This is a genomic window from Microbacterium flavescens, assembly GCF_018588945.1.
GTDB lineage: Bacteria > Actinomycetota > Actinomycetes > Actinomycetales > Microbacteriaceae > Microbacterium > Microbacterium flavescens.
In genome coordinates this window covers 17610-30649 of sequence record NZ_JAFIWA010000005.1, presented here as the reverse complement: position 1 = coordinate 30649, position 13040 = coordinate 17610, and the positions used below count along the sequence as shown (strand labels likewise).

Genomic DNA, 13040 nt, shown 5'->3' with positions numbered 1-13040 from the left:
GATCAGTAGAACTGCCGCAGCGCAGCCGCGTGAATGGAGGTGTCGACGATGTCGTGCCAGCCGAGCGCGACGTCGCCCGCGGCATCCCGAGCCGTCGTCACCGTCTCGAGGACGCGGTCGCGCAGGAGCTCGCCGTCCTCCCAGCCGGTCACGTCGAGGGTGACCACGTCGATCGAGTGGCCGCGGGTGCGCTCGAGCGTGGAGTGCATCCGGGTCGCTGCCTGGGCAGCGCTGCCGAGGCACGATCCTTCGGGCAGCGATCCGCCGTGGGTATAGGCGACGAGCACATGCGTCAGCCGCGGGTAGATCGCTGCGACACGCTCGACTTCCTGGCAGACCTGGCGCAGGCGCTTCTGCGCGGCGTGGCGTGACCGTTCATCGCGGAGGTCGAGTCCCCAGACGAGGGCGCGCGGCGAGTCGGCGCCCGATGCCTGAACGACGGCGAGCGGGAGCAGAACGGGGAGCTGGTCACCCCGGACGATGAGATCCGCAGTCATGATGCACCTTTCCGTCGTGTCGCTGACACAGTGCCGACCAGACTTCCCGGCTCACCTGCCCGACGGTATCTCCGTGGACCCGACTGACCATACGCCCGTCCAGGGACAGGATGGGCCGCGGCGCGCCAATCCTGAGGCCATACTCAGCCGCCCTTTCCGGGGCAGGTGCCCGCCCCAGACCTAGACTCGCGTCGTGGACGTGCGCGAGAGATCCGCCACCGCCGTCGGTGCGGCCGCTGCGCTCGTGCTCGCGGTCGCCGCGATGTCGTGCCTCGCCGTCGCCGACCTGCTGTGGCGTTCCCATTTCGCGGGGGAGGCCCTGGCGAGCATCGCCTTCATCGCCGGGTGGGTGCTGTTCGTCTGGGGAATCATCGTCGGCGTGGTGACCATCGTGGCGCTGATCCGCCGCACTATGGCGCGTCGGCCGGACTCGCCATGGACGGCTGTGACGCTCGCCGCCGGTGCCGCTGTGATGGCGCTGACGCTCGTGATCTACCCGCTCTGGGGCGCCGGCGGGGGGTCGGGTTCGGCCGAGAAATCGCTGCGGGATCGCGCCGCCGTGACCGCCGCGGACTGAGCGGGCACGGAACTGCCTCTTGGCAAAGCGCCGTTGTGATCGCTAACATTCCCATCAAGCCCAAGGTTGATGGATAAACCTCATCGGCACGGCACGATCGAACACCACTCGACAACGGCACGAAGGAGTGTCCCTCACATGCCCCACCCCATCACCGCTCGACGAGGTCGGCTGACCGCACTGATGACGACGGCGGCTCTCTGCGTCGGCGTCACAGTCGCCACGCCGGCCGCGGCCGATCCCGTGTACGAGGACGTCGTCGACGGCCTCGTTCACCAGTTCCTGCTCGAAGAGACGACGGGCACCCGCGTCGCCAACACCGGCAGTGCCGGCGCGGCAGCCGACGCCACGCTGGTGAACGCCGACAGGGCGGAGCCGGCGGGGCGCGGCATCCGCTTCAATCCCGACGAGTACGCCGATGCGCTCACGGGCGCGTATGTCCAGCTGCCGAACGACCTGACGGCCGGCATGCAGGCGATCACCGTCGACTACGACATCTGGATCGACCCGGCCAACGTCGGCGAGCATCAGATCTGGAGCCTCGGCAACAAGGCGTCGTGCGACGCCGCCACCGGCCAGCAGGGCCAGCTGTTCTCGTCGAACACGCAGCGCCTCCGCGTCGCTGCGGGGTCGGTCAACGTGCAGCAGAACCGCGTGCGTCTGCCCGAGGGAGTGTGGAAGCACGTCACCTACACGCAGACGCCCAACGCCAACGGAACGTCGTGGACCGGCACCCTCTTCGTGGACGGCGTGCAGCACGCGCAGTCCGCGACCATCACCACGCCGCCGTCGGTGAACGCCGCCGGCACCAACTGCAACTTCCTCGCGCGTTCGCAGGTGCCCGGCAACTACTCGTTCCGCGGCACGCTGGCCGACTTCCGCGTCTACGACCGCGGACTGAGTGCCGCAGAGGTGGCGCTGCGCGCGGCGCAGGGCAATGACGAGGGAGTGGAAGCGGATGCCGCGGCCCTCGACCTCGGACTCACGAGCGCGATCGTCGAAGACCTCGAGCTGCCCAAGCTCGGCGACGAGGCCGGATCCTCCATCACGTGGGAGTCCTCTGACCCGTCCGTCATCGAGGTGGTGAACCCGCCCACCGCCAACAGTGCGCGCAAGGTGCCGATCCGCGGCGTCATCACACGCCCCGCACTCGGTGCTCCCGACGCGAGCGCGGTGCTCACCGCGACCCTGCGCAAGGGGAGCGAGTCCGTCGCGGTGCGCGAGATCCCGATCACGGTGCTCGCCGAGTTCGATGCATCGCACTCCGCCGACCGGGACGCGATGGATCTGGAGCTCTACGCGACCGATGACGTCCGCGGCAACATCGAGCTGCCCAGTGAAGGCCGCTGGGGGTCGACCATCACGTGGGAGTCCAGCACCGAGCTCATCTCGCCCACCGGCGAGGTGACGCGCCCTGCCTACGGCAACGCCGATGTCGAGGGCACGCTCACCGCCACGGTCACCAACGGCGAGGCATTCGTCGAGAAGTCCTTCGACGTCGTCGTGAAGCCGCTTCCGCGCGAAGAGGAGAACGAGCGGTACTTCCTCGGCTACTTCAAGGGCGAGGGCATGGCCGACGGCGAGCAGATCATGTTCGCGACGTCCAACGGCAACACGGCGCTCGACTGGACGGGACTCACCGGCGGCATGCCGTCGCTCGTCTCGCAGCTCGGTGACCAGGGCCTGCGCGACCCGCACATCGTGCGGTCGCCCGACGGCGACACGTTCTACATGATCGCGACGGACCTCAACTGGTACGACCAGGGCGGCTACGCGATCAACGACACGCAGTACATCGAGGTGTTCGAGTCGAACGACCTCGTCAACTGGACGCCGCAGCGTCACGTCAAGGTGGCTCCCGACAACGCGGGCAACGCGTTCGCTCCGGAGTCGCTGTGGGTCGACGAGATCGGTGCCTACGCGGTCTTCTGGGCGCAGTCGCTGTGGAACGACCCGCTGAACCGGACCGGTCAGGGCAACGCTCAGATGTGGTACAACATCACGCGCGACTTCCAGACGTTCTCGGAGCCGAAGGTGTGGCAGAACCCCGCACCGCAGTCCCGGATCGACACCACGGCGATCAAGGTCGGCGACGAGTACTACCGCGTCACGAAGAACGAGGCGGGCAACGCCGGGTCGGACATCTTCTCCGAGAAGCACACCGACTTCCTCGACAGTGACATCAATGCGTGGGAGCTCATCGCACCCGCGCTGGGTCGCACGACGTGGCAGGCGAACGCGGGGTACGAGGGTCCGGTGATCTTCGAGGCCAACCCTGGAGACACCTCCTGCCCCGGGCAGTTCTACCTGTGGGGTGACCGCTACACCAACGGCGGCGGGTACCAGGCCGCGTGCGAGGCGGACATCGAGGCGCAGACCTGGCAGCCGAAGACCATCACGATGACCAATGCCGGTGTTCCGCGTCCGCGTCACGGCACCGTGATCCCGATCACGCTGCGCGAGTGGAACAGCATCCGCGGCATCCCGAACGAGGACGTCGCCACCACCGTCGAGGTCTCGGCGGAGGACATCCGGGCCGACGAGGACGCTGCGGTGACGGCGTCCGTCACCGCTGCGGACGGCTTCGAGACCGGCGGCCAGGTGCGGTTCAGTCTCGGCGACTGGTCCGAGACGGTCTACCTCGATGGCGGCGAAGCATCGGCGACCATCCCCGCGGGGCTCGCCGAGGGATCGCGGGAGGTCATGGCCGAGTTCCTCGGGTTCGACATCCTGCTCGGCTCCGAGGCGACGACGTCGTTCGAGGTGCTGCCTGCCGTGGCGGCATCGGTCGACGTGACCAGCCGCTGCGTCGGCGGCAAGGTCGTGCTCGCGGTCGTCGTGGCCAACGACGACGACCGCCGGATCGCGCTGCGCATCGACACCGACTACGGCGTGAAGCAGGTCGGTGCGCTGGTGTCGGGCAAGAGCCACGCGTCGGTGTTCACGACGCGCGCTGCGACCGTGCCGGCCGGGTCGGTCACGGCGACCGTTTCGGCGGGCAGCGGCGGCGACAGCGTCGAGTCGGTGTACGACGTCGCGTACGAGGCGGCGTCCTGCACACGGTGATCGGTTCCGGTGGGGGGCCGCGTCATGCGGCTCCCCACCGGGGCACCCCCTCAGCGCGTGCTCTCGCGCACGACCAGTCGCGTCGGCACCATGATGCGCCGCCGGTCGCCGGACGGCGGGCCGGACTGCAACCGGGTGAGCATGACGCTGACGATCTCGTCGGCCATCTCATCGTTGCCGGGCTCGATGGTCGTGAGGCGGGGGATTGTGTAGGCGCCGGCCTGAACATTGTCGAAGCCGACGATCTGCACCTGCGAGGGAACCCCGACGCCCCGGTCCGCGAGCGCCCGCAGAGCGCCGTGCGCGCTGGAATCCGTCAGCGCGAAGACGCCGTCGAACTCGACGCCCTGGTTGATCAGCTCGGTGATCGCCCGGTAGCCGTCCGCGATGTGGAGACCGGCGTCGAGGATCAGTTCGGGGCGAGCCTCGAGGCCCCGCTCCCGGTGCGCGTCGTCGTAGCCCCGGGTGCGCAGAGTCTGGACGGACTCCGGTCCGGAGCGGACTCCGCCGAGAGCGACCACCGACCGTGCCCCGCGGTCGAGAAGGTGGCCGGTCGCCGATCGCGCGCCGCCGACGTTGTCCATCAGCACATGGTCGAACCGGCTCGACAACGCGCGCTCGCCGAGCAGCACGATGGGCTTCGTGGGCAGGATGCGGTTGAGGTCGGCCGACTCGCTGGCCGCGATCGCCAGGATGTATCCGTCGTACGTCTCGAGGTGCGACGCGGCGAGCGACTCCACCTCGGCCGGCATCGCTCCACCGGTGTTCTCCGTGACGAGACGGATGCCGCGCTCGGCGAATCTGCGCGAAAGGCGTTCGGCGAGCTCACCGTAGTACTCCGACGCGAGGACGGGCACGCCGAGGCCGATGATGCCCGTGCGGCCCTTCCGCAGCGACCGCGCGCTCTGGTTGAGCCGATAGCCCAGTTCGTCGATCACACGGGAGACGCGCTCGATCGTCTCGGGCCCGACACGCGCGGTGCGGCCGTTGACGACGTTCGACACCGTCTGCGCCGAGACACCGGCTCGGTCCGCGACATCCTGCATCGTCACATGCGGGTTCGGGTGCGAGGTGGGAGGTGGTTCCATCCGAGTCTGTTCGGGTCGGCGCCGGGGGATACGGCGACTCTATCCCCGACGCGCCGCATGCCGCTGTCCGATGGCCGCCCGTGTCCCGCGTCGGGGCCGGAACCTGCTTGCTCGGGGTGACGGATGAGTCCGGTCGCGCATGCCCCGGAGCGGGCCTCTCGTCCCACCATCTACGACATCGCCCAGGCGGCGGGCGTATCGCACACCACGGTCTCCCGAGCCCTCAACGGCCTGGACGGCATGACGGACGAGACCCGCCGCCGCGTGCTCGGCATCGCCGCGCGGGTGGGCTACGAGCCCAACGTGTCGGCGCGCGTCCTGTCGTGCGGCCCGCGCCCTCGGCTCGTCGCGCTGGTGGCGTCAGCCGGACACGACTGGCGCGAGCCGGCACGGCTCGTCGAAGCCCTCGCCCGGGAGGCGCGCAGAGCAGGGTTCGCGGTCACCCTCGTCGGCGTGGACCCGTCCGACGAAGGGTCCCTGTCTCACGCGGCGACACGAGCCTCCGAACCGGGAGCCGCCGGCACCGTCCTCCTCGGGGGCGACCAGCTCATCCACGAGCGGCTGCTCGCCCTGCTTCACGCCTCGCCGTCCCGCGACTCGACCGCAGGCGGGGTCGGGCCGGTGCTGGCGCTCGGCGCCGACCCGGGCGAACGGATGGACGCTGCGCTGAGATACGTCGTGCAGCTCGGCCACCGGACGATCGCTCTCGGCGCTTCGGAGCACGCGGGCCACTCCACCCTCGGGTCGGCGACGGGCGGAGTCACGATCCGGTCGATCCCCGCCGACACGACCGCCGAGGCGGGCTTCCGGATCGGCGCTGATATCACCGCCCTGTCCGGGTGCACGGCGCTGGTCGCACCGACGTTTTCATTCGCGCTCGGGGCCGTTCGAGGGATCCGGCAGCGTGGGCTCCGAGTGCCGCACGACGTCAGCGTCATCAGCCTGGAGGATCACCTCGACGCCGCGCACGCCGCGCCGCCGATCACGGCGATCTCGGCGCCGGTCGACGACCTCGCGACGTGGGCGGTCGCCGCTCTCATCGACGCCGGCCGCGGCATCCCACCGTCTGTGTCGCCGCCCGTGCGTGCGCATCTGGTCGTGCGGCAGAGCACCGCCGCTCCGCTCGGCGCGAGCTGATATCCGAGGCACCTCTGACCGTCTACCAGTTTGATAGCGCGAACAATTGGGTCTTGTGACCGCCTGCTGTGACCGCTAACATGCGAAGCATCCGCCAAGGGGGTCGGGACGCACGCAGCAGTGCCCAGCAGACCTGAGGCAAGGGGAGACCAGTGCCCAGCCCCCATTTCCCCCCGCTGACGAAGCGGTGCAGGCGGACCAAGGTTGATCGATCAATGAGGAGGAAACCTTGACCACCAGGGAGATGACACATCGTGCGGCCGTGCGCCGCAGGATGGCAGGCGTCCTAGGCGCGGCTGTCGCCGCGACGGCGCTCATCGTCAGCGGGCTCGCCGCTCCGGCCACCGCCGCCGACGAGGAGCTCATCGTGAACGGCGGATTCGAGAGCGGGGTGGAGGGCTGGTTCGTCAACAACGGCAACGCCACCGACGGCGGCACGCTGTCCATCGTCGACGACGCGTTCTCGGGCGAGTCCGCCGTGAAGGTGAGCGGCCGCACCACGACCGGCTCGGGTCCGATGCAGGATCTGAGCGGCAAGGTGCAGGCCGGCCAGACCTACAGCATCAAGGCGCGGGTGAAGTACGACAACCCGAGCAGTCCCGCGACCAAGCAGTTCTTCGCGACGATGCACTACGGCGGCGGCACCTACACGAACCTCGCGAGCACGACTCCGGCACGCGGCCAGTGGGGGTACATCAACTCCACCTTCACCATCCCGGCCGGGCAGAGCGTGTCGACCGCGCGGCTGTTCATCGAGACGCCGTGGACCAGCGATCCCTCGACCGCCCCGGACACGCATCTCATGGACTTCATCGTGGACGACGTCTCGCTGATCGGCACGCCGCCGCCGCCCCCGCCCTCGAAGACGATCGAGGTCGTCGGGAAGGTCCCAGGCGAGCACAACCCGCTCATCGGACACAAGTTCGGCGCCGACGGCTTCGGCTACGCCGAGGACGGCCGCGTGTACATGTTCATGACGAACGACACGCAGGGCTATGCACCCGACCCGGTCACGGGCATCTCTCCCGCGATCAACTACGGGAACATCAACCAGATCACGCTGATCTCGTCCGAAGACCTCGTGAACTGGACCGACCACGGAGAGATCCAGGTGGCAGGACCCCAGGGCGTGGCTCCGTTCACCGGCAACTCGTGGGCCCCCGGGTTCGCGAAGAAGGTCGTCGACGGTGAGGAGAAGTACTTCCTCTACTACGCCAACGGCGGCGGCTCGAGCAACGTCATCACGGGCGCCAGCCCGCTCGGCCCGTGGATCAGCGAGCGCAGCAGCACGCTGATCAACGGCTCGACGCCCGGCGCGGAGGACGTGGCCTGGAAGTTCGACCCGGCCCCGCTCGTCGACAAGGACGGGAAGAACTACCTGTACTTCGGCGGCGGTCCCGCGTCGACGAGCATGCCCGCCGCCGAGCGGTACAACAACCCGAAGAACATCCGGGTCATCGAGCTCGAGGACGACATGGTCACGACCAAGGGCTCCGCGATGGTCGTCGACACGCCTGTCTCCTTCGAGGCGGCGCACGTGTTCGAGCGCGAGGGCACGTACTACCTGACGTACTCGTCGCACTTCGGCGGCAACGACTTCGGCGGCAACCAGACCCCGCTGCCTGGGTACCCGGGCGGGGGCCAGATCCCGTACATGATGTCGGACAGCCCGACCAACTTCCCGAAGGAGAAGTACGTCGGCCTGCTCTTCCCGAACCAGTCGCAGTTCTTCGGTGCCGGCACCGGTGGAAACAACCACCAGTCGGTGTTCGAGTTCGAGGGCAAGTACTACTTCACGTACCACGCTCCGACGCTCAACAAGCGGATCAACGGCAACACGACGCAGGGGTACCGCAGCCCGCACATCCAGGAGCTGGTCTTCAACGAGGACGGCACCATCCAGCAGGTCGTGGGCGACTACGCCGGCGTGGAGCAGGTGCACGATTTCGATCCGTTCCGCACCTTCGAGGCCGAGACGTTCGGCTGGAGCAAGGGCATCGCGACCCAGAAGGTGACCGGCGCCTCGGCCCAGTTCGGGTCGACGGCTCCGAACCTCGTCGTCAAGGACATCGACAACGGGGACTGGACGGCGCTGTCCTCCGTCGCCTTCGGCGACGCGGGCGCGGCGGAGGTCACCGTCAAGGTGAAGCCGCTGCAGGCCGGTGGATCCATCGACGTCCGCACGGGCAGCGAGACCGGAGCCGTCATCGGAACGATCCCGGTGACCGGTGCGGCAGGCGAGTGGACCGAGCTCACGGCGGACCTCTCGGGGGCGACGGGCACGCAGGACGTGTTCTTCACCTACCGGGGCGGAAGCGGTGACCTGTTCGAGCTCGACACGTGGTCGTTCGCCGAGGCGGACGCGCGCAGTCTCGACGTCACGGCTGAGACGGCCTCGCGCTGCGTCTCGGGCAAGTCGGTGCTGACGGTCAAGGTGACCAACGCCGACGACGTTCCCGTCGTCGCTTCGGTGACCACGGCGTTCGGATCGAAGTCCTCGGTCACGATCGCGGCCGGCAAGTCGGTCTCGCACGCGTTCTCGACGCGTCTCGCCGCTGTGCCCGGCGGGGTCGCGGCGGTGTCCGTGACTGCGACGGTCGGCGGCGAGGCCCTCACGGGCTCCGTCGAAGCGGCCCACGCAGCCCACAGCTGCGGCTGACGCAACAGGGGTGGCGGCCCGAACGGGCCGCCACCCCCTCCGCCCGCGGACCCATGCTCCGACGGGCCCGCTCGACAGCGCCGTCGGAACGTGACAGGCGCCGCACGACTTCCTCGATGAAGGAGAGAACCGTTGTCCCACGCATCCATTCTTCGCTCGCTGCGTTTCGCGCGCCGAACGAGTCCCGACCCAGACGCCACCCGCCCCGCGCTGCGACGTCCGCTGCGATCGATCGCGATGACCGGCGCTGCGGCCATCGCCGCCGGGCTGCTGCTCGCCCCGGCGGCACTTCCCGCGAACGCGGCCGAGCCGTGGAACCCGGACTCCGGATACACCTCCACCGACAAGGGCGACGGCACGTACACGGTCCCGCTCTTCAACGCAGACGTGCCCGACGTGTCGGTCGAGCGGATCCCCGCGGCCGAGAACGACGAGGGCCGTGACATCTATTACATGATCAGCACCACGATGCACCTCAGTCCCGGTGCGCCGATCATGAAGTCCTACGATCTCGTCAACTGGGAGATCGTCAACTACGTCTTCGATCGCGCCGACATCAGCGACTCGTTCTCGCTTCGCAACGGTCAGTCGTCCTACGGGCAGGGGCAGTGGGCGTCGTCCATCCGCTACCACGACGGCAAGTGGTACGTCGCGTTCAACACCAACAACCTCGGCGGCTCGTACCTCTACGTCACCGAGGACATCGACAACGGCTCGTGGGAGCGGATCGCGCTCGGCCGGGCCTATCACGACCCCTCTCTCTTCTTCGACGTGGACGGAACGCCGTACATCTTCTACGGCTCCGGGTCGACGAGTGCGGTCAAGCTGAGCAGCGACATGAAGACCGTGGTGGCGGAGTACCCGCAGATCCTGCGGACCTCGGACTACCCGGGCGCCTCGTTCATCGGCGGCCTCTTCGAGGGCGCTCAGGTGCAGTACATCGACGGCAAGTACTACATCGTGATCATCACGTGGCCGTCGGGCCAGGGCCGGCAGGTCGCACTCTTCCGGTCGGATGAACTCCTCGGGCGCTATGCCACGGCGGACGGCAGCAACCCCTACGAGGCGAAGGGCGTGCTCAACTCGAACGGATTCGCCCAGGGCAGCCTCGTCCCCATCGCCGGCGAGGACGGAACCACCGACTGGTCGGGGATGTTCTTCCGCGACACGTTCCCGATCGGTCGCATCCCGGCCCTGATCCCGGCCACGTGGTCCGACGGCTGGCCCACGTTCGGCAACAACGGCTCCGTTCCCGTCAACGGTCCGTTCGCCAAGCCGATCGAGCTCTCGCCTGAAGAGGAGCTCTACGAGCGGCAGAAGAGCATCGTCGTGTCGGACGACTTCGACAACGACGCACCTCACCGCGCGTACATGGACGAGGACTGGGAGCTCCCGGCGGCGCCGGACATCGACGAGTCGCTTGTGGGTGTGGAGCTCTTCACCAACCCGGGATTCGAAGACGGCACGGCCGGCTGGATCGTGAACGACACAGCGACCCTCTCTTCGTCGGCGGATGCCGCGTCCGGTGCGAGCTCCGTGCAGGTCACCGGGCGCACGACCACAGGATCGGGTCCGGCGCAGGATGTCTCGGGCAAGGTGCAGCACAACGTCACCTACGACATCTCCGCAAAGATCAAGTACGAGAACCCGAACAGTCCCGCGACAAAGCAGTTCTTCGCGACCGCGCGGTACGGCAGCAGCACGTTCACGAACCTCGCGTCGGTAACGGCGACGCGAGGACAGTGGGCGACGATCACCGGCAGCTTCACGGTTCCCGCCTCGCAGAGCCTGTCGTCGATGCGCATCTTCATCGAGACGCCGTGGACCAGCACGCCGTCGACGGCGCCGGACACGCACCTGATGGACTTCAAGGTCGATGACGTGTCGCTCAAGGGGCGCCCGGTCTCCGTCGAGATGCCGCATCCCGACGAGGTCGCACCCAACGGCTCGCGGCTCGCGCTGCCGTGGCAGTGGAACCACGCTCCCGACAACCGCTACTGGTCGCTCACCGACCGCGACGGCTGGCTGCGACTTACCACGGGCAAGGTCCTCACCGGCGCCATGAAGCACCTGAAGCTCGCGAACGACGACGAGGCGACGTACCTCGAGGAGGCGCGCAACACGCTGTCGCAGCGCACGTTCGGTCCCCGGCAGTCGGCCGAGACCAAGCTCGACATCTCGGGCATGAACAACGGCGACGTGGCAGGACTCGCTGCCTACAACCGCGGCTTCTCCTATGTGGCGGTCAAGCGCGTGGGCGGGGTGAACACGGTCGGCGTCGTCAACAGGACGCAGCCGTTCGCGACGAGCATCGATCAGACGACGATCGAGTCGTTCCTGCCGGGGACGACCGCGGCGCTCGGGTCGGCGACCGAGGTGCACCTCAAGGCGGACCTCGATTTCGCGAACCCCGTCGGCCAGCTGTGGACGACGTTCTCCTACAGTCTCGACGGCGTCACGTGGAACCAGCTGGGCAACCGGGTGGGCCCGCAGACGCTCGACGGGAGCCTGACGCACTTCATGGGTCACCGCGTCGGCCTCTTCAACTACGCCACGCAGCAGGCCGGCGGACACGTCGACTTCGACCACTACCTGCTGAGTGACACGCTGACGTCGCAGAATCTCCCGCTGGACAGGAGCGGGTTGGATGCTGCGATCTCGTACGCCCATGCGCTGGACGAGGGCGACTACCCGGCGGACGAGTGGGCCGAGCTGGAAGACCTGCTCGCGGACGCGGAGGCTGCGTCCGCAGCCGCGCTCGGCACGCAGAACCAGATCGACGCGCCCGAGCGTGCGCTGAGCCTTCAGCTGGCCCGGCTCGGCGTCGTGAAGGAGGCGCAGCCCGAACTCGATGTCACGGTGCTCGCCGTGACGCGCTGCGTCTCCGGCAAGGTGGTGCTCACCGCGCAGGCCACCAACGGCGAGGACGTGCCGGTCTCGCTGTCGCTGTCCTCGGCGTTCGGCACGAAGGCGCTCGCGCCCCTCGCGCCGGGCAGGACGGTGTCGCAGCTCTTCAGCACGCGGCAGGCCTCGGTGCCCGTCGGGGAGATCGACGTCGAGGCATCGGCGACGGTCGACGGCGAGACCGTGACGTTCCCCGTCCAGGCGGAGTACGCCGCGCGCAGCTGCGGCTGACCTGAGGGGGTGGCCCGTCGAGGGATCGGGCCACCTCTTCTCGGTTCGAGTCGGCGGCCCGGGAGCGTGCGGCTTGACGCAGCCGAGAATCCTGTGTGCAATACATCGCATGCCCATTCCGCGATCATCACCCAAGGTCGGGCGCTCGCTGCTTCGCGACGACGTCTACGCGCGCCTGCGCGACGCCATCGTCGACGGGACCTTCGCGCCCGGTGAGGTTCTCCGCGACGGCGAGCTCGCGGAGTGGCTCGGCGTGAGCCGCACCCCCGTGCGGGAGGCGCTGCTGCGCCTCGCCGCCAGCGGCCTGATCGTCGCCCGTCCGGGACGCTCCACCGTGGTCGCCGAGATGGAGGAGGATGACGTGCGCCACGCGCGGGACATCGTCGCAGCGATGCACGGGCTCGCCGCGCGCCTCGCAGTGCCCTCCCTTCCGGCGTCGGTCCTCGAGCGCATGCGCCGAGCCAACAGCAGGTTCGCCGCGGCGGTCGAGTCGGGCGACCCGGCCGGCGCGATCGAGGCCGACGACGACTTCCACGGAGCCGTGGTGCAGGCATCCGGCAACTCCTCGATCGCGACGGTGCTCCAGCAGTTCGAGCCCGTGGTCCGCCGGGCGGAGTTCCTGCGATTCGTGTCGGTCGACCGGTTCGCCTCGCGCGAGCGCCACGAGGCGCTGATCGACATGTGCGCCGCCGGCGACGCGGAGGGCGCCGCCCGGCTGGCATTCGAGACGTGGCACAGCCTCCCCGTGGCCGTGCCGGGTCAGTCGTCGAGCTAGGCGCAGGAGGGGACAGGCCTGGTGGTCTTTCGACGCATGCAATATATTGCGTACTGCCGGTGTTGCATCCCACAACCGACGGCCTCGGCCGCCCACCTCGATTACG

At 68.7% G+C, this 13040-nt stretch carries 8 protein-coding genes; 6 read left to right on the top strand and 2 right to left on the bottom strand.

The annotated features are described in order from the left end of the window. Window positions 1-2: 2 nt before the first annotated feature. Window positions 3-497, bottom strand: coding sequence for a hypothetical protein (locus JX005_RS10765; protein ID WP_214467497.1), 495 nt, complete (start codon window positions 495-497; stop codon window positions 3-5). A 193-nt stretch (window positions 498-690) separates the two neighbouring features. Here JX005_RS10765 and JX005_RS10760 point away from each other — a divergent pair, with 193 nt between their 5' ends. Both JX005_RS10760 and JX005_RS10755 read left to right on the top strand, forming a co-directional pair. Next, window positions 691-1074, top strand: coding sequence for a hypothetical protein (locus JX005_RS10760; protein WP_214467496.1), 384 nt, complete (start codon window positions 691-693; stop codon window positions 1072-1074). Between the two features lie 138 nt (window positions 1075-1212). After that, on the top strand, window positions 1213-4140 hold the full coding sequence (locus JX005_RS10755) for an immunoglobulin-like domain-containing protein (RefSeq protein ID WP_214467495.1): 2928 nt from the start codon (window positions 1213-1215) through the stop codon (window positions 4138-4140). Window positions 4141-4190: 50 nt separating this feature from the next. Here the strand turns inward: JX005_RS10755 and JX005_RS10750 are convergent, their stop codons facing one another. After that, on the bottom strand, window positions 4191-5228 hold the full coding sequence (locus JX005_RS10750; protein WP_214467494.1) for a LacI family DNA-binding transcriptional regulator: 1038 nt from the start codon (window positions 5226-5228) through the stop codon (window positions 4191-4193). A gap of 123 nt (window positions 5229-5351) precedes the next feature. On the opposite strand from JX005_RS10750, the gene JX005_RS10745 reads away from it, so the two are divergent. From JX005_RS10745 to JX005_RS10730, 4 genes are all read left to right on the top strand, one after another. After that, window positions 5352-6365, top strand: coding sequence for a LacI family DNA-binding transcriptional regulator (locus JX005_RS10745; protein ID WP_214467493.1), 1014 nt, complete (start codon window positions 5352-5354; stop codon window positions 6363-6365). A 229-nt stretch (window positions 6366-6594) separates the two neighbouring features. Next, on the top strand, window positions 6595-9024 hold the full coding sequence (locus tag JX005_RS10740) for a family 43 glycosylhydrolase (protein WP_214467492.1): 2430 nt from the start codon (window positions 6595-6597) through the stop codon (window positions 9022-9024). 237 nt (window positions 9025-9261) lie between these two features. Further along, window positions 9262-12159 (top strand): family 43 glycosylhydrolase, encoded by a 2898-nt coding sequence (locus tag JX005_RS10735; RefSeq protein WP_214467491.1) that lies wholly within the window; start codon window positions 9262-9264, stop codon window positions 12157-12159. A gap of 109 nt (window positions 12160-12268) precedes the next feature. Further along, window positions 12269-12934, top strand: a complete 666-nt coding sequence (locus JX005_RS10730) for a GntR family transcriptional regulator (protein WP_214467490.1) — start codon at window positions 12269-12271, stop codon at window positions 12932-12934. Window positions 12935-13040: the final 106 nt, after the last annotated feature.